The organism is Thioclava marina, from assembly GCF_002020135.1.
Classification (GTDB): Bacteria; Pseudomonadota; Alphaproteobacteria; order Rhodobacterales; family Rhodobacteraceae; genus Thioclava; species Thioclava marina.
The window spans coordinates 355,042-377,332 of sequence record NZ_MPZS01000002.1; the positions used below are offsets into that span (position 1 = coordinate 355,042).

At 65.4% G+C, this 22,291-nt stretch carries 20 protein-coding genes; 7 read left to right on the forward strand and 13 right to left on the reverse strand.

The annotated features are described in order from the left end of the window. The first annotated feature begins 157 nt into the window (after positions 1-157). From BMG00_RS11935 to BMG00_RS11945, 3 genes are read left to right on the forward strand one after another with little or no spacing between them, the layout of a single operon-like run. The gene (locus tag BMG00_RS11935; RefSeq protein WP_078574489.1) at positions 158-565 is read left to right on the forward strand and encodes an META domain-containing protein; all 408 of its coding nucleotides are present in this window, start codon (positions 158-160) and stop codon (positions 563-565) included. A 40-nt stretch (positions 566-605) separates the two neighbouring features. Continuing rightward, complete coding sequence (locus BMG00_RS11940) at positions 606-1,334, forward strand: rhomboid family intramembrane serine protease (RefSeq protein ID WP_078574490.1); 729 nt, start codon at positions 606-608, stop codon at positions 1,332-1,334. Further along, on the forward strand, positions 1,334-1,720 hold the full coding sequence (locus tag BMG00_RS11945) for a GFA family protein (RefSeq protein WP_078574491.1): 387 nt from the start codon (positions 1,334-1,336) through the stop codon (positions 1,718-1,720). Before BMG00_RS11940 ends, BMG00_RS11945 begins: the two co-directional genes overlap by 1 nt. Here the strand turns inward: BMG00_RS11945 and BMG00_RS11950 are convergent. The 9 genes from BMG00_RS11950 to BMG00_RS11990 all read right to left on the reverse strand — a co-directional run bounded on the left by BMG00_RS11950 (position 1,692) and on the right by BMG00_RS11990 (position 10,766). Then, positions 1,692-3,305 (reverse strand): GMC family oxidoreductase, encoded by a 1,614-nt coding sequence (locus tag BMG00_RS11950; RefSeq protein WP_078574492.1) that lies wholly within the window; start codon positions 3,303-3,305, stop codon positions 1,692-1,694. The genes BMG00_RS11945 and BMG00_RS11950 overlap by 29 nt on opposite strands. A 336-nt stretch (positions 3,306-3,641) precedes the next feature. Continuing rightward, positions 3,642-6,050, reverse strand: coding sequence for a phenylalanine--tRNA ligase subunit beta (gene pheT / locus BMG00_RS11955; RefSeq protein ID WP_078574493.1), 2,409 nt, complete (start codon positions 6,048-6,050; stop codon positions 3,642-3,644). A 10-nt stretch (positions 6,051-6,060) separates the two neighbouring features. Further along, on the reverse strand, positions 6,061-6,348 hold the full coding sequence (locus tag BMG00_RS11960) for a YrhK family protein (RefSeq protein ID WP_078574494.1): 288 nt from the start codon (positions 6,346-6,348) through the stop codon (positions 6,061-6,063). Then, complete coding sequence (locus BMG00_RS11965) at positions 6,345-6,755, reverse strand: ASCH domain-containing protein (RefSeq protein WP_078574495.1); 411 nt, start codon at positions 6,753-6,755, stop codon at positions 6,345-6,347. Before BMG00_RS11965 ends, BMG00_RS11960 begins: the two co-directional genes overlap by 4 nt. Before the next feature lie 136 nt (positions 6,756-6,891). Continuing rightward, positions 6,892-7,338, reverse strand: coding sequence for a hypothetical protein (locus BMG00_RS17510; protein WP_146642625.1), 447 nt, complete (start codon positions 7,336-7,338; stop codon positions 6,892-6,894). Then, the gene (pheS, locus tag BMG00_RS11975) at positions 7,335-8,408 is read right to left on the reverse strand and encodes a phenylalanine--tRNA ligase subunit alpha (RefSeq protein WP_078574497.1); all 1,074 of its coding nucleotides are present in this window, start codon (positions 8,406-8,408) and stop codon (positions 7,335-7,337) included. The genes BMG00_RS17510 and pheS overlap by 4 nt, the downstream gene beginning before the upstream one ends. Positions 8,409-8,498: 90 nt before the next feature. Next, on the reverse strand, positions 8,499-9,809 hold the full coding sequence (locus BMG00_RS11980; protein ID WP_078530468.1) for an MATE family efflux transporter: 1,311 nt from the start codon (positions 9,807-9,809) through the stop codon (positions 8,499-8,501). Continuing rightward, positions 9,802-10,326 (reverse strand): PaaI family thioesterase, encoded by a 525-nt coding sequence (locus BMG00_RS11985; protein WP_078530467.1) that lies wholly within the window; start codon positions 10,324-10,326, stop codon positions 9,802-9,804. The genes BMG00_RS11980 and BMG00_RS11985 overlap by 8 nt, the downstream gene beginning before the upstream one ends. Beyond that, complete coding sequence (locus BMG00_RS11990) at positions 10,323-10,766, reverse strand: PaaI family thioesterase (protein WP_078530466.1); 444 nt, start codon at positions 10,764-10,766, stop codon at positions 10,323-10,325. The genes BMG00_RS11985 and BMG00_RS11990 overlap by 4 nt, the downstream gene beginning before the upstream one ends. Before the next feature lie 335 nt (positions 10,767-11,101). Between BMG00_RS11990 and carB the strand changes: the two genes are divergently transcribed. Both carB and BMG00_RS12000 read left to right on the forward strand, forming a co-directional pair. After that, the gene (carB, locus tag BMG00_RS11995; protein ID WP_078530465.1) at positions 11,102-14,431 is read left to right on the forward strand and encodes a carbamoyl-phosphate synthase large subunit; all 3,330 of its coding nucleotides are present in this window, start codon (positions 11,102-11,104) and stop codon (positions 14,429-14,431) included. A gap of 141 nt (positions 14,432-14,572) precedes the next feature. After that, complete coding sequence (locus BMG00_RS12000) at positions 14,573-15,301, forward strand: hypothetical protein (RefSeq protein ID WP_078530464.1); 729 nt, start codon at positions 14,573-14,575, stop codon at positions 15,299-15,301. 52 nt (positions 15,302-15,353) lie between these two features. On the opposite strand, the gene BMG00_RS12005 is transcribed toward BMG00_RS12000, so the two are convergent. The 3 genes from BMG00_RS12005 to BMG00_RS12015 form a co-directional block, all read right to left on the reverse strand. Then, positions 15,354-16,181 (reverse strand): glycoside hydrolase family 25 protein, encoded by an 828-nt coding sequence (locus BMG00_RS12005; protein ID WP_078574498.1) that lies wholly within the window; start codon positions 16,179-16,181, stop codon positions 15,354-15,356. 143 nt (positions 16,182-16,324) lie between these two features. After that, positions 16,325-16,972, reverse strand: coding sequence for a hypothetical protein (locus BMG00_RS12010; RefSeq protein ID WP_078574499.1), 648 nt, complete (start codon positions 16,970-16,972; stop codon positions 16,325-16,327). Positions 16,973-17,075: 103 nt separating this feature from the next. Then, a complete protein-coding gene (locus BMG00_RS12015; protein ID WP_038077404.1) occupies positions 17,076-17,414 on the reverse strand; it encodes a carboxymuconolactone decarboxylase family protein in 339 nt (112 codons plus the stop codon). Between the two features lie 406 nt (positions 17,415-17,820). On the opposite strand from BMG00_RS12015, the gene BMG00_RS12020 reads away from it, so the two are divergent. Both BMG00_RS12020 and BMG00_RS12025 read left to right on the forward strand, forming a co-directional pair. Next, positions 17,821-19,071: an aromatic ring-hydroxylating oxygenase subunit alpha gene (locus BMG00_RS12020; protein WP_078574500.1), complete on the forward strand. Its 1,251-nt coding sequence runs from the start codon at positions 17,821-17,823 to the stop codon at positions 19,069-19,071. 4 nt (positions 19,072-19,075) lie between these two features. Then, entirely contained in the window at positions 19,076-20,161 is a 1,086-nt protein-coding gene (locus BMG00_RS12025) for an FAD-binding oxidoreductase (RefSeq protein WP_093470078.1), read from the forward strand. A gap of 73 nt (positions 20,162-20,234) precedes the next feature. Here BMG00_RS12025 and hpbA read toward each other — a convergent pair whose 3' ends face one another. Next, a complete protein-coding gene (gene hpbA, locus BMG00_RS12030; protein WP_078574501.1) occupies positions 20,235-22,271 on the reverse strand; it encodes an N-methyl-L-proline N-demethylase HpbA in 2,037 nt (678 codons plus the stop codon). Positions 22,272-22,291: the final 20 nt, after the last annotated feature.

The window sequence follows — 22,291 nt, forward strand, 5'->3', positions numbered from 1 at the left end:
GATGTCGCAACAATTCACCGCCCCTCACGTGGGCGTGAATGGTCGCGGGCGCATCGACGGGGTAAGGGGACGCAAACCGGGGCAGTAAATTGTCCTGGCGAGGGCCGGACCGGCCCGCTCCGGGCTTGTGCCGGGGAAAGAAATACGGGGACAGACAATGCGTGCGATCTTGATCGGAGCCGTTCTGGGCGCGGGGCTGCTGGCAGGCTGCAAGGAAGAGCCGCGCGATCCGCTCGAGGCGGTGGCACCCAATGTGATCTGGGAAGTGGTCAAGATCGGCGGCAAGCCGGTCCCCGCCGGGATCGAGGTGACGCTGACCCATCCCGAGAAAGGGTTGATCGCGGGCGCCTCGGGCTGCAACCGGTATAACGGGCGCATCTCGGAGCATGAGGGGCGCGTTCGCATCGGCGAGCTTGCGGGGACCAGGATGATGTGTCCCGAGGCGATGATGCAGGTCGAAGAAGATTTTCGCTCGAACATCGCCCGCGTGGATGCGGTGAAAATCGCGGCTGACCGGCTCGAGCTGGTCTCGGACGGGAAAAGCGTCATCGTGGCGACGCAATAGGGCGCTTGACCGGCGCGCGCGGGCATGGCCCACTCGCGCCATGTTCCCGTTTCGCGATCACAATCCTTCCTACAACACGCCCTGGGTCACCTGGATCCTGATCGCGGTCAACTGCATCGTCTACGTGATGATCGCGCCTTGGGGCTTCGACATGCGCGACTTCTTCATGGAGAATGCGCTGTGGCCCGCAGCGATCACTCAGGGCCTCGCCTGGCACGGGCTCATCACCCACATGTTCCTGCATGGCGGCATCCTGCATCTCGCGGGCAACATGCTGTTTTTATGGGTTTTTGGAGACAATCTCGAAGACCGACTCGGTCCGTGGTTCTTCCTCGCCTTCTACTTTACCTGTGGTCTGGCGGCGGCGCTGGCGCAGGTCGCGAGCGAGCCCGATGCGATGGTGCCGATGGTCGGCGCCTCGGGGGCGATCGCGGGGGTGATGGGGGGCTATCTGCTGCTCTATCCCAAGGCAAGGATCGACGTGCTGTTCTTCTTCATCGTCTTCTTCAAGATCTGGCCCGTGCCCGCCTGGCTGGTTCTGGGGCTGTGGTTCGCGATGCAGATCCTCAACGAGATCTCGACCGGCACCGGGGCGGGGGTTGCGCATATGGCTCATATCGGGGGCTTCGTGGCCGGGCTGATCCTGATCGTGCCGCTCTGGCATCGCCTTGGGGGGCCGCTCTTCTGGCGCCTGACCCATGGCCATCCCCCCTTCCCCGAGGCGCGGTTTGCCACCACCAACATTCCCCAAGTTCCGAGGAGACGCTGATGTTTCCCGAGATCCAGACGCCCCATCGCCTGACCTGCCATTGCGGCGCCGTGGAAATGGAGGTGACGCTCTCGGACGGGCTGAGCACGAAGCGGCGCTGCGACTGTTCCTTCTGTCGGCGGCGCGGGGCGGTGGCGGTCTCGGCCCCGCTGACCGGCATCCGCATCGTGAAGGGCGAGGAGAACCTGAGCCTCTACCAGTTCGGCACGATGACGGCGAAGCATTACTTCTGCAAAACTTGCGGCATCTACACCCATCACCAGCGCCGCTCGAACCCGAACCAGTACGGGGTGAATGCGGCTTGCCTGGAAGGAGTGAACCCGCGCGATCTCGATCCGGTGCCGTGGAGCGACGGCGTCAATCACCCGACCGATCGCGTCGGATGAAATCGGCCGCGCGTTCGGCGATCATGATCGTCGGCGCGTTGGTATTGCCGGACACAAGCTGCGGCATGACCGAGGCATCGACGACGCGCAGGCCGTCAATCCCGCGCACCCTCAGTTCGGGATCGACCACCGCCAGATCGCCCTGCCCCATCGCGCAGGTGCCGACCGGGTGATAGATCGTATCCGCCCGCGCCCGGATATCGGTCATCAGGGCGTCGTCCGTCCCGTCATGGGGATAGAGCCTGCGCCCGCGCCATGGCTTGAGCGGTTCGGCCTCGGTGATCCGCTCCAAGAGCCGCGCGGCCTTCAGCATCAGCGCCGCGTCGCGCGGGTCGGAGAGGAATCCCGGGTCGATCAGCGGCGCCGCATCCGGATCGGGCGAGGCCAGCCGCAGCGTGCCGCGCGAATGGGGCCGTAGCGGGCAGATATGCGCGGACCACCCATCGGCCAGATGCGGCTTGCGCATATGCTGATCGACGATGCCCACGACGAAATGGATCTGCAGATCGGGCCGGGTGAGGCTTGGATCCGACCGCAGGAATGCCCCGCCCTCGGCCATCGGAGAAGCAAAGAGCCCCTCGCCATGTTTGCGCCATCCCCCCGCCGCGCGTGCAAGCCGCATGAGCCCGCGCGGGTTCAGTCCTACGACATCGCGCCGGGGGGAGGTATAGCTGAGAATATAGTCGAGATGGTCGTGCAGGTTCGCACCGACCCCGGGCAGTTCAAGGCGCGGTTCGATCCCGTGCTCGCGCAGGTGATCGGCCGGGCCGATGCCCGAGAGCATCAGCAATTGCGGCGAGCCGAACGCGCCCGCCGAGAGGATCACCTCGCGCGCGGCCTCGATCCGCATCCGCTTGCGCCCCTGCACGATCACCGCGCCGGTCGCGCGGCCCTCCGTGATCTCGATCTTCTCGGCCCGCGCGCGGGTCAGAACGGTCAAGTTCGCGCGCCCCATGACCGGATGCAGATAGGCGGCGGCGGCCGAGCAGCGCTCGCCCTTGCGCGGACCATCCCAGAACTGGGTGACCTGATAGAGCCCCGCGCCTTCCTGTTCGCCTGCGTTGAAATCCGCGTTCGGCGGGCATTGCACCGCCGCGCAGGCCTCGACGAAGGCGCGGCTGATCGCACGCGGACGGCGCTGATCGCCGACCTGCAACGGGCCCTCTGCCCCGTGCCAATCCGAGCCGCCACGCATATTGCGCTCGGAGGCGAGGAACCATGGGCGCACGCTGTCCCAATCCCAGCCCTCGCCCCCCGCCTCGGCCCATCCGTCGTAATCCTCGGGCTGGCCGCGCACATAGAGCATCGCGTTGATCGCCGACGACCCGCCCAGCCCGCGCCCGCGCGGCTGGAACCCGCGCCGCCCGTTCAGCCCCGGCTGCGGTGTGGTGTGATAGGCCCAGTTATGGATCGGCGGCCGCCCCGCGACCATCGCGGCCACCAGCGCAGGCGCGCGCACGAAGATATCCCGCGCTTTGCGCCCGGCCTCGATCAGGCAGACGGAGACGGATGGATCTTCCGACAGCCGCGCCGCCAGAACCGCGCCCGCCGAGCCGCCGCCCAGAATGAGATAGTCGAACCGCAAGGGCTCCTCCTTCCCCTGTTCGCGGGAAGCCTAACGGGTTTGCGGGGTTTGGGAAGCGTGACGCGGGGTCGGAATGGAAAGGGGCGCGCCCGAGCCTTGGGGGGCTTTGCCCGGAACCGCCGCAAAGCAGCCCGGACAGCGCCCAACCACCCCTTCGGGCGGGCACTTGGGTGACAGAAGCGCGCGGAGCGAGATCGCGCGGATGTGGCAGGGATAGAGCGGCGACGTCAGAGGTCCGTGCGCCCGTCCAGCGGTCAGCCCCTGCCCTCCCGTGTACGCAAAGGAAAACGCCCGGTCCTTGCGAACCGAGCGCTCCGAACTCTCTCGCGAGAAGCCTTAGCCGCGCAAAGTGCCGCCTGTGGCCTTGCTCACCTTCTCGACGATCTTCTTGCTCACCGCCTCGATCTCGGCATCGGTGAGCGTCTTGTCGGCGGGCTGCATCCGCACCGTCAGCGCGATCGACTTCTTACCCGCGCCCATCTGCTCCTCGGCCTTCGGGCCGGTGAACTGGTCGAATACATTGACGCTCTCGATCAGCTTCTTGTCCGCGCCCATCGCCGCGTTCACCGCCGTCAAAGCCTCGACAGATGCATCCACGACGAAGGCGAAATCGCGTTCGACCGCCTGCAGATCCGAGATTTCCAGCGCCGGACGGGTCGCGCCCTTCTTCTTCGGGAAGGGGATGTTTTCCAGCCGGATCGTGAAGGCGACCGCCGGACCCTTCACGCCCATCTCGCGCAGCACCTTGGGATGGACCTCGCCGAACGTGGCCAGCACATTCGGGCCAAGCGCCATGTTGCCCGCGCGACCGGGGTGCCACCACGCATCGAGCTTGCGGTTGATCTGCGCGCGCGCAGGCGCCCCGATCGCCGCCAGCACGGCCTCGGCATCGGCCTTCGCATCATAAAGGTCCACCGGACGGCGCGAGCCGAAGGGATCGCGCGGGGCCGACTGTCCGACCAGAAGCCCGGTTGCCTGCAAGACCTGCTCGCCCGGCTCGCCGCCCGCGAAGGCGGGGCCGACCTCGAAGAGCGCCAGATCGGCAAAACCGCGCGCCTGATTGCGGCTTGCTGCCTGCAGCAGACCCGGCAGCAGGTCGGGGCGCATATGGGTCATTTCCGAGCTGATCGGGTTTTCCAGCTTCGTCGCATCCGCGCCGCCGCCAAAGAGCTTGGCCGAGGCCTCGTCGATGAAGCTGTAGGTCACGCATTCGTTGTAACCCAGCGCCGCCGTGGTGCGCCGCGCCATGCGCTCGCGCTGCTGCATCGGGGTCAGTATCGCGCCGGGAACGCCGGTGGTCTCGCGCGCGAGCGGCTTGCCCTCCAGCTTCGTCAGCGAGGCGATGCGCGCCACTTCCTCGACCAGATCGGCCTCCCCCAGAACGTCGGGGCGCCAGCTGGGCGGCACCGCCATGTCGCCGTTCAGCGTGAAACCCAGGGCTTCCAGCGTCTCGCGCTGCGTGGCCTCGGGGATATCCATCCCGACGAGCGAAATCACGCGGGCCGGGTCCAGCCGATAGGCGCGGCTGACATCGGGCACAGCGCCGTCCATCACGACATTCGACACCTCGCCGCCGCAGAGATCGACGACCATCTGCGCCGCCAGATCGAGCCCCGGCAGGGTGAAGGCCGGATCGACGCCGCGCTCGAACCGGTAGCGCGCATCCGAGTTGATTTTCAGCGCACGGCCGGTTGCCGCGATGGTGATCGGGTCCCAATAGGCGCTCTCAAGGAACACATCGACCGTGTCCTCATCCGCGCCTGAGGCCTCGCCACCCATGATCCCGGCGAGGCTTTCGACGCCATTGTCATCGCAGATCACCATGTCGCCCGGGCGCATCGTGTAGGTCTTCTCGTCGAGCGCGAGGAACTCCTCGCCACCCTCGGCCGGCTTGATCACCAGATTGCCCGCCACTTTCTTCATGTCGAAGACATGGAGCGGCCGGTTCAGGTCATAGGTGAAATAGTTGGTGATATCGACCAGCGTCGAGATCGGGCGCAGACCGATCGCCTTGAGCCGTTTTTGCAGCCACTCGGGGCTGGGGCCGTTCTTCACGCCGCGGATCACGCGGCCTGCAAAGAGCGGGCAGCCCTTCTCCTTCAGCGCGGGGTCGATGGTGACGGAAACGGGCGCATCGAACGCCCCTTCCACCGCCGGGATCTCCAGCGGCTTGAGCTTGCCGAGGCCCCGCGCGGCCAGATCGCGGGCGACGCCGCGCACACCCAGCGCATCGGGGCGGTTCGGCGTAATCGCAATCTCGATCACCGGATCGACCGCCTCGGGACGGTTTGCCGCCAGCCAATCGGTGAACTTCTGCCCGACCTCACCCGAGGGCAGTTCGATGATGCCGTTATGCTCGTCCGACAGCTCCAGCTCGCGCTCGGAGGCCATCATGCCGTGGCTTTCCACACCGCGGATATTGCCGACCGACAGGGTCACGTCGATGCCGGGCACATAGTCGCCCGGCTTGGCCAGAACGACCGTGATCCCGGCGCGCGCATTGGGCGCCCCGCAGACGATCTGCTTCACGCCTTCATCCGTCTCGACCATGCAGACGCGCAGACGATCGGCGTCGGGGTGCTGCTCGGCCGATTGCACCTTGGCGAGCGTAAACGTCTCCAGCTTCGACGCGGGGTTCACGACCTCCTCGACCTCAAGGCCGAGATCGGTGAGCGCCTCGGCGATCTGATCGACGGTGGCGTCGGTCTCGAGATGGTCCTTGAGCCAGGACAGGGTGAATTTCATCGGTCTTCCCTCAGGATGTCTTGCGCTGCGCGAGGTCCTTGTAATCCCCCATCTTGAGGAGTTTCAACTCCCGCCAGAGCCGGATCGAGGGTTTTGCGGCGAAAAGCACCGAGCCGATGAGGAAAAGCCAGGTCGCGGCGAAGGCGAGGCTGTCATAGAAGAAGAAGATCGAGCCGATGACGAAACAGAAGGCCGCGCCGAAATCGACGATCGTGTAGGCGATCTCGGTGAGCGCGTAGAAGCGGCGCTGCTCGGGGGTGTGTTCGTGGCGCGGGGTGTCGAAGAGGCGGGCGGTCATGGTCTGGCTCCTTGCAGGTCTTCGACCAAGCGAAACCGCTCGCAGACGAGTTCCATTTCCGGGTGAAAACCGCCGTTACGCTCGAAATAGGCCTGATGGCCCTGCCGCCAGCCGATCAGCGTCTCATCCTCCCCCTCGGCCAGCGCGAAATCCTCATCGACATCGCAAAAGCGCCGGATCGTGACTTCGACGGTCTCGATCATGATCGCGGGCTTGCCGTCCCAGTCGAGCGCGATATCGCGCCGCCCCACCACCGGCATATCCTCGCCCCCTTCGGTGAAATAAGTGAGCGCGCCGCAGGTGGCGGTCTTCTTGCCTTCGCGGATCAGGGCGAGGAGCTGGTCGCAGAGCGCGCGGCTATCGCCGAAAGTGAAGGTGATGAAAGTGAAGGTGATGGGGTCGGGCATGGGGGCTTCCTTTGCGGTTGGGGAAGCGGGGTGGAAGCTCACGATTCCTTTAAACGAGTTTGGAGCTTCGATTTCACCAAGGGCAGGCAAACTAGAGCGAAACACGAATTTAGCATCCAACTCCTAAAAATCGGGCTTAACCGCTCTTGATGTCGTTGCGCATCACCGAAATCAGAGCTCGAAAATCTGCGGAAAATTCTTTCTCTGCTGATTTCACGTCGGCGTCCGACGCCGTCTTCTCTTCATAGTGTTTTCGTAACAGCTCAACGTATTTCTTGAAGCTTCTGTCGGCCTTCTCGCTCGCCTCAAATACAGAAGCCGGAGCAAAAACTTGAAGTGTGGAAAGCGCCCCAAGATACTGTTCGACTGCAGCCCTTCTTGGCTCTACCGCTTCAGGCATTCCCGCTCGAATCGCACGGCGCTCGTAAACCCTGATACTAGCCAAAAACTCTCGGTATGCGTCTCGTTTCTCTCTAGCTAGTTCCAATCTGTGATCAATGCGCTTCTGATTCCAGTACGCAGCTGCCCCACCAATCACGGCAACCAGTGCCGCGTAAAGTGATGCCCAATCGGCGGAGATCACCGGCTCAACCCACCAGCCACCGTCGGCAGATCCAGCGCGCTGAACCCGTAATGCTTCAGCCAGCGCAGGTCGCTCTCGAAGAACGCGCGCAGGTCGGGGATGCCGTATTTCAGCATCGCGAGGCGGTCGATGCCGATGCCGAAGGCGAAGCCCTGCCATTCGCTCGGGTCGATCCCGGCGGACTCGAGCACTTTCGGATGCACCATCCCCGAGCCGAGGATCTCCATCCAGTCGTCGCCCTCGCCGATCTTGAGCGAGCCGCCCTCCCACGAGCAGCGGATATCGACCTCGGCCGAGGGCTCGGTGAAGGGGAAATGCGAGGCGCGGAAGCGCAGCTCGACGCCGTCCACCTCAAAGAAGGCCTTGCAGAACTCTTCGAGCACCCATTTCAGGTTCGCCATCGAGATGTCCTTGCCGATCGCGAGGCCTTCGACCTGATGGAACATCGGCGTGTGGGTCTGGTCCATGTCCATGCGGTAGACGCGGCCCGGCGCGATCACGCGGATCGGAGCGCCCTGCTCCAGCATCGCGCGGATCTGCACCGGCGAGGTATGGGTGCGTAGCACATGCGGCGGGCGGGTGTCGCCTTCGTCGCGATGCATGAAGAACGTGTCATGCTCCTGCCGCGCGGGGTGTTCGGGCGCGATGTTGAGCGCGTCGAAATTGTGCCAGTCATCCTCGATCTGCGGGCCTTCGGCCACGGCAAAGCCCATATCGGCGAAGATCGCGGTGACCTCGTCCATCACTTGGCTGACGGGGTGAATGGTGCCAGCGCGGCGCGGACGGCCCGGCAGCGTCACGTCGAGCCATTCCTCGCGCAGGCGCGCATCGAGGGCCGCATCGGCCAGCGCCACCTTCTTCGCGCGGAGCGCCGCGTCGATCTCGTCGCGCAGCACGTTGAGCGCCTTGCCGGTGGTCTGACGCTCCTCCGGGGTCATCTTGCCCAGCTCGCGCATCTTCAGGCTGATCTCGCCCTTCTTGCCCAAGGCGGCCAGACGGATCTCTTCCAGCGCGGCCTCGTCGGTCACATCGGCCACGGCGCTCAGGTATTTATCGCGAAGCTCTTGCATGTCTTCCCCCGGGAATTTCTTGGCTCACGGGTTAGCCGCGCTGCGCCGCCTTTGCAACCTCGGCCTTGCGCGAAAGCGGCGAATGGGGCCTCAGTTCGCCCCGCGCGCCTTGAGCTCGGCGCGGGGATAAAGCCGCGCCATGGTGATCCCGCGCGTGGCATTGAGCACCATCAGCCCCGCCCAGAGCCCGTGATTGCCCAACGCGGGGATCAAGAGGGCAAGCGCGCCGGCATAGACCGCGACCGACAGGAGCATCGCGTTGCGCATCTCGCGGGTGAGCGTGGCGCCGATGAAGATGCCGTCGAGCATCCAGCTCGCGATGCCGATCAGAGGAGCTGCCGCGATCCAGGGCAGGTAGGCGCGGGCCTCTTCGCGCACATGCGGGGCGGTGGTCATCAGGTCGATGATCCAGGGGCCAGCAAGGAAGAACGCTGCGCCCAGAAGCGCCGCGCCTCCCACACCCCACTGCGAGGAGACAACCGCCGCGCGGCGCAGCCGCAGCACCGAATGCGCCCCCACCGCCTGGCCCACGAGGCTTTCCGCCGCGAAGGCAAAACCGTCGAGCGCATAGGCGGTGATGTTGAGAAACTGGACCAGCACCTGATTGGCCGCAAGCGTCACGTCCCCCTGCCCCGCGCCGAGGAAGAGAAAGGCGGTGAAGCTTGCTTGCAGCAGGATCGAGCGCAGCATGATATCGGTGTTCACCCGCGCCATCGTGGCGAGTTTCACCCGGTCGAAGATCGCGCGCGCCCGCCACAGCCCGTTCGCGAAGGCCGCGCGGCACAGCCAGATCGCGAGTGTGACCCCGGCCACCTCAGAGATCAGCGTCGCACCTGCCACCCCCGCGACGCCCCAGCCGAAGCTGAGCACGAAAAGCAGGTCGAGCCCCACATTGAGCGCATTCATCGTCACCTGAAGCACCAGCACGCCGCGGGTGCGCTCGAGCGCGATCAGCCAGCCGGTGAAGGCATAAAGCGAGATCGTCAGCGGCGCGCCCCAGATCCGGATCCCGAGATAGGTCCGCGCGAGGCTCTCGACCTCGTCGCTGGCGGGAGCGATGCGGAAGGCGGCCCAGAAAAGCGGGATTTGCAGCAAGATCAGGCCAAGCCCCGCGAGGCCCGCGATGATCAGCGCGCGCATCAGCCCCGCCGAGACCTCGGCGCTGTCGCCCGTCCCGTGCGCCTGGCTGACGAGCCCGGTCGTGCCCATGCGCAAGAAGCCGAAGACCCAGTAGATCGAGGACAGGATGACCGCACCGATCCCCACCGCCCCGATCGGCGCGGGCAGGCCAAGCTGGCCCACCACCCCGGTATCGACCGCGCCGAGAATCGGAATCGTGGCGTTCGACAGGACGATCGGGCCCGCGATCTTCAGAACGCGGGCATGGGTGATCTCAGCCATCCGAGGGCATGGCGTCGCGCGCGGGCATCAGGAAATGCCCCGTCGCCTGCGCGAAGAGCCGCGTGCGATTGTCCTGCCAGGCTTCGACATGGACGGAGGCATAGCGCCGCCCCGAGCGATTGACTCGCGCACGCGCATAGGCGTCGCGCGGCAGGCCCGAGCGCAGGTAATCGACGGTGAAGTCGATCGTCTTGGGCAGGCGCGGCATCGTTTCGGGATTGAGCTTTCCGGGGTCGATCCGCCCCGCCTCGATATCTTCCCACAGATAGGACCAGCTCAGCTCGATGATCGCGGCGACCTCGAGAAAGGCCGCCGTCACGCCTCCGTGGAGCGCGGGAAGCATCGGGTTGCCGATCAACTTCTCATCGAACGGCAGGATCGCGGTCAACTCATCGCCGCGGCGGTCGAAATGGATGCCGAGAAACTGCGAGTAGGGCACGCCCTCGACGAGCATCCGCAGGGCGGCGTCGCGACGTTGCTTTACGGTCTGGACGGGTTCGGGCTTCGGACGGCTCATTTGCTCCCCTCCCGGCGGGTGACGGTGAAGGCGCCGGTGGCGGCGGCAACGGGCAGCCCCTCTTCCTCGTCATGGGCGGTGGCGCGCACGAAGGCGACCGAGCGCGTGACATGATAGCACTCGGCGCGCGCGGTGATGCGCTGGCCGGGCTTGGCGGGACGCATGTAATCGATGCGCAGGTCAAGCGTCGCGGTGATCGCCCCTGCGTCGGGATGGCTCATCACGGCCGCGCCCGCGCAGGTATCCATCAGCGCCGAGACCGCGCCTCCGTGGATGACGCCGGTGCGCGGATCGCCCACGAAGCGGGTATCATAGGCCATCGAAAGGGAGGCCGTGCCCGGCCCTATCGAATCCATCCGCATGCCAAGAGCGCGTGCATGGGGGATCGCCTCGATGAATTGGCGGGCCTGTTCGAGAATTGGGTCGTCGGAGGTGCTCATGGACCTGTCCGCTGGTTTGGGTCGGGCAGACTATCGACGAGGGACGGCAGGGGATCAAGGGGCGACGCAGGGGCGCTTTGCCCAACATCGGGGATGGAGGAGTGTCCCCGGGGCGACGCTGACGGCTCGCCAGATGCCCGATCCGCGCCAAGGCTCAAGGCAGGGGACTGCGATCCGGCGTCCGGGGCTCGCCGTTCGCGTTCGCCGCTTTGGTAGCGCCACCGCCCCCCCCCCCGATCCATGCAAAGGCACTGAACGCGGCTCACCCCTCTTGCGACCGGGGCGTCGTTGCGTATAAAGCGCCTCAATTTGCGCAGCGATCAGAGGGGATTCCCATGCCGAAGAGAACAGACATCTCGTCCATCCTCATTATCGGCGCCGGACCTATCGTGATCGGACAGGCCTGCGAATTCGACTATTCGGGGGCCCAGGCCTGCAAGGCGCTGCGCGAAGAGGGCTACCGCGTCATCCTCGTGAACTCCAACCCCGCGACGATCATGACCGATCCGGGGCTGGCGGACGCCACCTATATCGAGCCGATCACTCCCGAGGTCGTCGCCAAGATCATCGAGAAAGAACGCCCCGACGCGGTGCTGCCGACGATGGGTGGCCAGACCGGCCTCAACACCGCGCTGGCGCTGGCCGACATGGGCGTGCTGGAGAAATTCGGCGTCGAACTGATCGGCGCGAACCGCGACGCCATCGAGATGGCCGAAGACCGCAAACTGTTCCGCGAGGCGATGGACCGGCTGGGCATCGAGAACCCGAAAGCCACGATCATCACCGCGCCGAAACGCGAAGACGGACGTTTCGACATCAATGAGGGCGTGCGTCAGGCACTGGTCGAGTTGGAGCATATCGGCCTGCCCGCGATCATCCGTCCTGCCTTCACGCTGGGCGGCACCGGCGGCGGCGTCGCCTATAACCGCGAGGATTACGAGCGGATCTGCCGTTCGGGCCTCGATGCCTCGCCGATGGCGCAGATCCTCGTCGATGAAAGCTTGCTGGGCTGGAAGGAATACGAGATGGAAGTCGTCCGCGACAAAGCGGACAACGCGATCATCGTGTGTTCCATCGAGAACGTCGACCCGATGGGCGTGCACACGGGCGACTCGATCACCGTGGCGCCCGCGCTGACGCTGACCGACAAGGAATACCAGATCATGCGCAACGGCTCGATCGCCGTGCTGCGCGAGATCGGCGTGGAAACGGGCGGCTCGAACGTGCAATGGGCGATCAACCCCGAAGACGGGCGCATGGTCGTGATCGAGATGAACCCGCGCGTGTCGCGTTCCTCGGCGCTGGCGTCGAAGGCCACCGGCTTCCCGATCGCGAAGATCGCGGCGAAGCTGGCCGTGGGCTACACGCTCGACGAGCTGGACAACGACATCACCAAGGTCACGCCCGCGAGCTTCGAGCCGACCATCGACTATGTCGTCACCAAGATCCCCCGTTTCGCCTTCGAGAAATTCGCAGGTTCCAAGCCGGAACTGACCACCGCGATGAAATCGGTGGGCGAAGCGATGGCAATCGGCCGTACCTTCCACGAATCCGTGCAAAAGGCGCTGGCCTCGATGGAAACCGGCCTGACCGGCTTCGACGAGATCGAGATCGAGGGCGCGCCCGAGAAGGCCGCCGTGATCAAGGCGATCTCGTCCCAGACCCCGGACCGCATCCGTCTCATCGCGCAGGCGATGCGCCACGGTCTGACCGATGTCGAAATCCAGCACGCGACCGCTTTCGATCCGTGGTTCCTCGCGCGCATCCGCGAGATCGTCGAGACCGAGGCCGAGGTGCGCAAGCACGGCCTGCCGCTCGACGAGAAGGGTCTGCGCAAACTCAAGATGATGGGCTTCTCGGATGCGCGTCTGGCCAAGCTGACCGGCCGCGACGAGGCGCAGGTCCGCCGCGCACGCCGCAACCTCGGCGTCACCGCCGTGTTCAAGCGTATCGACACCTGCGCGGCCGAATTCGAGGCGCAGACGCCCTACATGTATTCGACCTACGAAGCCCCCGCGATGGGCGACGTGGAATGCGAGGCGCGTCCCTCCGACCGCAAGAAGGTCGTGATCCTCGGTGGCGGCCCGAACCGGATCGGTCAGGGGATCGAGTTCGACTATTGCTGCTGTCACGCCTGTTTCGCGCTGACCGATGCGGGCTATGAGACGATCATGGTCAACTGCAACCCCGAGACCGTGTCGACCGATTACGACACCTCGGACCGCCTCTACTTCGAGCCGCTGACGCTCGAGCATGTGCTGGAAATCCTGCGCGTCGAGCGCGACAACGGCACGCTGCATGGTGTGATCGTGCAATTCGGCGGCCAGACGCCCCTGAAGCTCGCCAACGCGCTTGAGGCCGAAGGCATCCCGATCCTCGGCACCACGCCCGACGCGATTGACCTTGCCGAAGACCGCGAGCGGTTCCAGTCGCTGCTGAACCAGCTCGAACTCAAGCAACCGGTCAACGGGATCGCGCATTCCGACGCCGAAGCCTTCGAGATCGCGGGCCGCGTCGGCTATCCGCTGGTGATCCGCCCCTCCTATGTGCTGGGCGGCCGCGCGATGGAAATCGTGCGCGACCTCGACCAGCTCAAGCGCTACATCCGCGACGCGGTCGTGGTGTCGGGTGACAGCCCCGTCCTGCTCGACAGCTACCTTGCAGGCGCGATCGAGGTCGATGTGGATGCGCTCTGCGATGGCGAGAGCGTCCATGTCGCGGGCATCATGCAGCATATCGAGGAAGCGGGCGTCCACTCGGGCGACTCGGCCTGTTCGCTGCCGCCCTATTCGCTGTCCCCGGAGATCGTGGCCGAGCTGAAGGTGCAGACCGAAAAGCTCGCGCGCGGCCTCAACGTGGTCGGCTTGATGAACGTGCAATTCGCGATCAAGGATGGCGAGATCTACGTCCTCGAGGTCAACCCGCGCGCCTCGCGCACCGTGCCCTTCGTGGCGAAAGCCACCGACTCGGCCATCGCCTCGATCGCCGCGCGCGTGATGGCGGGCGAGAAGCTCTCGGCCTTCCCGGCCCGTCCGCCCTATCCCGAAGGCGTCGGCCCCGACACTCCGCTGCCCTTCGCAGATCCGCTCACGCTGGCCGATCCGCAAACGCCGTGGTTCTCGGTCAAGGAAGCGGTGCTGCCCTTCGCCCGCTTCCCGGGCGTCGACACGCTGCTCGGGCCGGAAATGCGCTCGACCGGCGAGGTCATGGGCTGGGATCGCGACTTCCCCTCCGCCTTCTGGAAGGCACAGCTCGGCGCAGGCACGGTGCTGCCCGAGAGCGGTCGCGTCTTCTTCTCGATCAAGGATTCCGACAAGTCCGACGAGCTGGCACAGGCCGCGCGCGACCTGATCGAGATGGGCTTCTCGATCATCGCCACCGGTGGCACCAGCGCCTGGCTGGACGGGCATGGCGTGAAAGCCGAGAAGGTGCTCAAGGTCTATGAGGGCCGCCCGAACATCGTGGACCGTCTGAAGAACGACGAGATCGCGCTGGTCTTCAACACCACCGATGGCAGCCAGGCGATCTCGGACAGTCGCGACATCCGCGCCGTCGCGCTCTACGACAAGATCCCCTACTTCACCACCGCCGCCGCCTCGATCGCGGCCGTGGCGGCGATCAAGAGCGCCCGGGACGGCGAGGTTCACGTACGGTCGTTGCAGTAAACACCTGACAGATCGTCATTTTGTGGCCCCCGGAACACAGGTTCCGGGGGCCTTTTCATTCTCACGCAAACTTCGATTGAGTGGCGATCACGTCCGGCGTGACAGTCAGGGAACCAAGAACACCACAAACGAGCAGGACAGATGAAAACGTCTCTTTTTGCCGCGGCACTCGTCGCACTCGCCCCTCACGCCTCCAGCGCCGCCGAACTGGTGGGCGGCTCGGTCACGCTGAGCTATTCGGATCTGGTCAATAACGACTACTACTCGGCGCTGGCCAAACGCGCGGTTTCCGGCTCGGCCGAAGTCAGCTTCGGCCCGGCCTTCTCGGTGCAGGGCGACCTCGCCTATGTGAATTTCAACGGCGGGCATAATTTCGAACTCGACTCCAATAACGTCGGGCTCCACGCGATCTATCGTCCGGCGAGCGCCACCGCGCTCGGCGCCTTCTGGGGCCGCGACACGATCAACGGGAGTGGCTCGAACTATTACGGGATCGAAGTGGGCCACAGCGTCGGCGCCTTCTGGGGGGAAGCCTATTTCACCCGCGTCGACCAGAGGAACACGACGGGTGATCTCTACGGTGTCTCGGGGCGCTACACGCTCAACGATCGCGTCTCGTTCAATGCAGCCCTCGACGTCTTCAATGTCTCCTACATGAACACGAACCGCGCCTCGATCGGCGTCGATTACAGCGTGACGGACGCCCTCACCCTGAGCGGCACGATCGGCCATTTCGACCAGGGCTATGCAGGCCCGTCGGACTTCATCTCGGTGGGCGCGACATTCACCTTCGGCCCGAACAAGCGCGCGACCTTCAAGCAGCGCGATCTGCTGAACTACTTGCCGGGTCTGGGCGGTTTCGCGGCCTGATCGCGCAACACAGGTTTCAGAATGACAAGGGCGGCCCCGTGGCCGCCCTTTTTCAACCCCGCTGCGCTCGCCGCGCGAGCCAGCCCTCCCAGGCGCCGGGAGAGCCCGCAAAGGCGTTCATATCCACCGTGCCGGGCACGCCGGGCACCACGCCGGTGCCGCTATACTGCCAGAAGCTCCACTGCGCGCCCGGATAACGCTCCATCGGGTGTCCCGCGACCGAGCGCAGCCAGAACTCGTAGCCCGGGAACTGCTCCAACCCGTTGTCACGCCAGAAATCGACCGTGGTGTAGATCACGGGCCGCGTGCCGTAATGCTCGTTCACGATGGCGAGGAAGCGGCGCATCTCGGCGCGGACCTCGCGGGCGGCGGGGCGGCGACGACAGCTCGGCGAGGTATGGTTCCACTCGATATCGAGCACCGGCGGCAAATCCCCCGCACGCCTGGGGACATTCCGGATATACCAGCGCGCCTGCTCCTCGGGAGAGCGGCAGAAATAGTAGAAGTGATAGGCCCCGACCGGCACCCCCGCACCGCGCGCCAGCGCGGCATTCACGCGAAAGCCCGGGTCGGAGTGATCGCCCCCTTCCGTCGCCTTGAGCCAGGCGAACGAAACCCCCGCGCCGCGCGCCCGGTGCCAGTCGATCTCGCCCTGATAACGCGCCGCGTCGATGCCGTGCACCGGCAGGCTCGCGGGCGTCAGCCCTTCCCAGCCATGCGGGTCGGTATCGCCGAAGCGCGCGGGGATCCCGTCGGCGCGGTAGTTCGAAGCCGCGAGCATCGCGGGCCGCATCAACTCCGCCTGCTGGCCGCGCGGCGCGCCGCATCCCGTAAGGCTCAGCGCCGCCCCGGTCACGAACAGCCTGCGCGAGAGTCCCATGCTCACCTCCTCGTGATTTTGTACCAGCCTCTCATGCAAAGGCCCGGCTGTCACCTGTGACAACCGGGCCAATCAGGGCTATCGGCAAAGCCTTGCCGGGATCAGTCCGCCAGCATGAATTTGCCGGCATCAATGTGCTGGCGTCAGTTTCCGGGGCCGAAATCGGCCCCGGTGATCATCCCGTCGCCGTTGCGGTCGCGCATGCGGAACCAAAGATCGGTGCCCGCCACGAATTCCGTGCGCGAGATCACCCTGTCGCCATTCCGGTCGAAAATCATCAGCCCTTCCCCCGCGGGCGTGTCAAAGCCCGCAACGGCGGCCGCATTTCCGCCCGGCCCAAGACCGCGGCCCTGACCGGGACCTTGGCCCAGACCTTGGCCGGGGCCCATCCCCCTGCCGGGCGCCATGCCGCCCTTGCCGGGGCCCTGCCCCGGCCCCATCCCGTTGCCGGGTCCCTGCCCCATGCCCAGCCCCTGCCCCATGCCCAGCCCCTGCCCCGGCTGCATGCCTTCGGGAAGCTGGTGGCCCGGGCCCATGCCGGCCTCGCGCTCCATCTCTCGGTGTTCGTCGATCATCGCGATCTCGTCGGCGGAATATGTCCCGTCCTCGTTCTGATCGAACATGGTGAAAATGTCGCCGCGACGCTCCCGCGCCTCGTCGAGCGTGACCTTTCCATCTCCGTTCAGATCCCATTGCGCCATGAATTCCACGCCGGGAACGGGAACGTTCTGAGCGAAAATCGGGCCTGCCGCGAGAGCCATGGCGGCGGCGAGTGGAGCTAGATATTTCATCGGTCCTGTCCTTTGCGAAAACTCATTCTGGCCTTGAAACGTCACGGCCCGCAGCTTCCGCCGCGGGCCAGACAACTTGTCGCACTCAAGGCGCGGGCAGGCCTCAGGCCGCGGCCAGCTCGTCCCAGCAGCCCAGCGCGTGACCGGCATACATGACGGCCGGACCGCCGCCCATCTGGATCGCCATGCCGAGCACATCGCCCAGCTCCTCGCGGGTCGCCCCGGCCTTCATCAGCGCCTCGACATGGAAGTTGATGCAGGGCTCGCAGCGCAGCACGATCGCCATGCCGACCGCCAGGAGCTCTTTCGTCTTCACATCGAGCGGCCCGTTTTCCTTCACCGCTTTCGACAGCGTACCAAAGCCCGCGGTGGTGTCGGGGATCGCCCGGTACATCGCGCGCAGCTCGTTGCGCATCTCGTCGATCTTGGCCTTGTAGCTCATGGGAGGTCTCCTTGCGTTTCCTTTGTCAGAGCAAGTGCCACGCAGCCGGGAAAGCGGCCTTGACCTGCATCAATCGCTGCGCGCAATGCCGCCCTGTCTCGCGATCAACCCGATGAGGACCGCGCGCGCGGGCGGCAATCACGCGGCCGATCCATCCTTCGAGTTGGTGAAAATATCCCGGGGGTGAATTGGCGTAAGCCAAGAGGGGGCAGCGCCCTCTTTTGTTCCGCCCGACCCTCCCCTTGCGCCCCCCTCAAGTCGCGAGAGGCGCACCGGATGTCGTTTCGGACGCCGACAAATTTGCGCGCGCGCGGCTTCTTGGGATCATGGCGCAGGGTTCCCCTCACCCCGCCCGCTTGTCGCAACCTGCCCCGGCCCTCCCCGCCGGTTCCCACGGAGACCTCCCATGCTGCGCGACCCGGATGTCCTTTCGTTGCTGATGCGCCGGAAACCGGCCCATTCCCTGCCCCAGGCGCTCTATTGCGACCCGGGCGTGTTTCAGTCGGATCTCGAAAACCTCTGGTATCGCGAATGGCTCTTCGCGATGCCCGCCTGCGAGATCCCGAAGACCGGCGATTACGTCGTCTACGAGCTCGGCGCCTATTCGGTGGTGATCGTGCGCGGCTCGGACGGCGTGATCCGCGCGTTCCACAATTCGTGCCGCCATCGTGGCTCGGTGCTGTGCAAGACCCGCAAGGGGACCAACCCCAAGCTCGTCTGCCCCTATCACCAATGGACCTACGAGCTCGACGGCAAGTTGCTTTGGGCACGCGATATGGGCCCCGATTTCGACGCCTCGAAACATGGGCTCAAACCCGTGCATTGCCGGGTGCTGGCCGGGCTCGTCTATATCTGCGTGGCCAAGGACGCCCCGGATTTCGATACGTTCGCAGCCATCGCAGAGCCCTATCTCGCGCCCCACGATCTGGCCAATGCCAAGGTCGCCTATCAATCGACGATCATCGAGGAAGGCAACTGGAAGCTGGTCTGGGAGAACAACCGCGAGTGCTATCACTGTGCGGGCAACCACCCCTCGCTGTGCCGCACCTACCCGGAGGACCCCACGATCAGCGGCGTCAGTGCGGATGGCAACTTCCCCCCGATGATCGAGAAACATTTCCAGCGCCTCGAGGCGGCCGGCGCTCCCTCGCGCTTCCGGCTCGATCCGGCGGGCCAGTATCGTCTGGCGCGGATGCCTCTCCTTGAAGGGGCCGAGAGCTACACGATGGACGGCAAGCCTGCGGTCACGAAACGCCTTGGCCGGATTGCCGAGCGCGAGGCGGGGACGCTGGTGAAGTTCCATTATCCCTCGACCTGGAACCATTTCCTTGCCGACCACTCGATCACCTTCCGCGTCATCCCGATCGGCCCGATGCAGACCGAGGTGCAGACCACCTGGCTGGTGAACAAGGATGCCGTCGAAGGGGTGGATTATGACCTTGATCGTCTGACCGAGGTCTGGCTCCACACCAATGACGAGGATCGCGAAGTCGTCGAGAACAACCAGCGCGGCATTCTCTCGCCCGCCTACGAACCCGGCCCCTATTCGCAAAGCCACGAAGACGGGCTGATCCAGTTCTCGAACTGGTATGCGGACTCGATGATCCGCGCGATGACCGGGCGGGACATGGGTCGCTCGACCCTCGCAGCGGAGTGAGCCAATGACCGGACATGTCGAAATGAGCGCCGCGGACGACGCAGGGATCTGGACCGATTCCGAACCGCTCGAATGCTGCGCGGTGGTGCCCGAGGCGCCCAATACCGTCACCTTCAGCTTCGTCGCCCCCTCGGGAGCGATGTTTCGCTACCTGCCGGGTCAGTTCCTCACGCTGGAGCTGCCGGTTCCGGGCGGCCCGCTCTGGCGGACCTACACGATCTCGTCCTCGCCCTCGCGCCCGCTCGGCATATCGATCACGGTGAAGGCGCAGGAAGGCAGCCTCGGCACGCGCTGGATGCTCGACAACCTGAATCCGGGCGTGAAGATCAAGGCGATGGGACCGGCGGGGGTGTTCACCTTGCCGCCGAAGGAGCGCAAGAAATACCTCTTCATCTCGGCCGGGTCGGGGATCACCCCCACCTTGTCGATGACCACCTATCTCTACGATCGCGGCACCGATATCGACGTGTGTTTCGTGACCTGCGCGCGCCGTCCCTCCGAAATCATCGCGCGTCAGAGGCTGGAGAACATGGCGGCCCGCGTGCCGGGGCTGAAACTGCATTTTCTCGTCTCCGAGGACGATCCCTATCATGTCTGGACCGGCTATCGCGGGCGGCTCAACCAGATCATGATCGGGTTGATGGCGAGCGATTACCTCGAGCGCGAGATCTATTGCTGCGGCCCCGAGAGCTTCATGACATCGGTGCGCGAGATGCTGATCGGGCTTGGCTATGACATGGATCGCTACCATCAGGAGAGTTTCGCGGCGCCTGCCGAGACCGCCGACGAAGTGCCGGAAACGGATGATCTGGTACCCGACATGACCGCGAGCGCACAGCTGCATTTCAAGCGCTCCGGCGTGACGGCGCAATGCTCCGAAGCGGACACGGTTCTGGGCGTCGCGCGTCGGGCCGGCATCGTCATCCCCTCTGGCTGCACCTTCGGTGTCTGTGGCACCTGCAAGACGCGCAAGCTCAAGGGCAACGTGCACATGGTCCATAATGGCGGGATTTCCGAGGACGATGTGGCTGCGGGCTACATTCTTGCCTGCTGCTCCAAGCCGATCGGGGAGGTGGAGGTCGAGGTCTGATACCTGGGCCCGACATCGACCCGGATCGGCTACGAAGCGACCCGGGCAGCACCGCCCTCCCCTCGGACTGCGCTCAGAGCCCCCTCACCAGCCGCAATGCGTCATAGATCGCCGCATGGGTGTTGCGCGCGGCCACCGCATCGCCGATCCGGAACAGGCGGAACGCACCCTCGGGATTGGGCTTCAGAGCCTGCACGCCGCCGGTCGAGAGCGCGTCGTAATCCACCTCGCCGAGGTTCGACGACAGTGGCTTGAGGTCGAAATACAGCTCATCGAGCGGTCGCGTGCCGTGATTGACCACGACCTGATCGACCAGCCGCTCGCGGATGAAATCCCCGTAATCGCTGCCAAGGCGCGCGCGCAGCCGGTTGCCCTCGCGCGCCACCGAGATGAGCCGCCAAGTGATGGTGAAGGTCGTGTCGCGCCCTTGCAGGTTGCGCATATAGGGCACCAGGTTCATCGCCATCACCTCAGGCGCAAAGGCCCGGTCGGGCGTCACGATCTCGACCTTCGCCCCGGTCGCCGAGATTTTGTCGGCGGCCATCAGCCCCGGATTGTCGCCCGCGTCGTCAAAAATCAGCACGTCCTGCCCCGGCTTCACGTCGCCCGAGAGGATATCCCAGGCCGAAACCACCAGATCATTGCCCTCAACCAGCACTTCCGTATGCGGCAGCCCCCCGGTCGCGACGATCACCTCATCGGGCGCGGTCGCGAGCACATCCGCCGCTTCTGAAAATTCGTTGAAGCGGAAGCTGACGCCGAGCTTCACGCATTGGTCGTAACGCCACTGGGTGATCGAGATCATCTCGCGGCGGCGTTCGTCCAGCGCGGTCAGCCGGATCTGCCCGCCGGGCTGATCGGCGGCCTCGAAGACGGTGACCGCATGTCCGCGCTCGGCGGCGACGCGGGCGGCCTCGAGCCCGCCCGGCCCCGCGCCGATCACGGTGATGCGTTTGCGCTCAGTCGCGGGTGCGATGTCATGCCCGACCTCCAGTTCCCGCCCCGTCGCGGGGTTGTGCAAGCACAGCGCCATGCCACCCTGATAGATCCGGTCGAGGCAGTAATTCGCCCCCACGCAGGGCCGGATATCGTCTTCACGCCCGGCGATCACCTTGGCCACCAGATGCGGGTCGGCCATATGCGCGCGGGTCATTCCGACCATGTCGAGCTTTCCGCTCGCGATCGCATGGCGCGCGGTGGCGACATCGGGGATCTTCGCCGCGTGGAAGGTCGGGAATTGCGTCGCCGCCCGGATCTCGCCCGCGAAATCGAGATGCGGTGCGTTGCGCATGCCCTGGATCGGGATCGTGTCGGTCAGGCCCGGATCGGTGTCGATATGGCCCTTCACGACGTTGAGGAAATCGACCATGCCGCTATCGCGCAAGCGCCGCGAAATCTCCAGCCCGTCGGCCTTGGTCAGCCCGCCCTCGAGGTCTTCATCGCCGGTATAGCGGACGCCCACGATGAACTCCGACCCCACCCGTTTGCGCACCGCGTCGAGCACGTCGAAGGTGAAGCGCAGCCGGTTGTCGAGCGAGCCGCCATAGGGTGCGTCGAGATCATTGGTCAGCGGTGACCAGAACTGATCCATCAGGTGCCCGTAGGCCTGCAACTCGATCCCGTCGAGGCCCGCCGCTTGCATCCGCTCGGCCGCATCGGCGTAATCCTCGATGATCCGCGCGATGTCCCAATCCTCTGCCTTCTTCGGAAAGGCCCGGTGCGCGGCCTCGCGTTCGTGCCCCGGCGAGACGACGGGCAGCCAGTCGGCCTTGTCCCAGCGCGTGCGGCGGCCCAGATGCGTGAGCTGGATCATCACCGCGCAGCCGTGATCGTGGCACTCGTCGGTCAGATCCTTCATCCAGCCGACGACCTCGTCTTTCCACGCGAGGATGTTGTTGAACACCGGCGGGCTGTCGCGCGCCACGCTTGCCGATCCGGCCGTCATCGTCAGCGCCACCCCCGCCTTTGCGCGCTCCGCGTGATAGGCGCGGTAGCGAGCTTTCGGCATCCCGTCTTCCGGGTAGGCGGGTTCATGCGAGGTGATCATGAAGCGGTTGCGAAGCGTCAGGTGCTTGAGCTGATAGGGCTGAAGGAGCGGATCGCTGGACATGGGGGAATCTCCTGATTGCG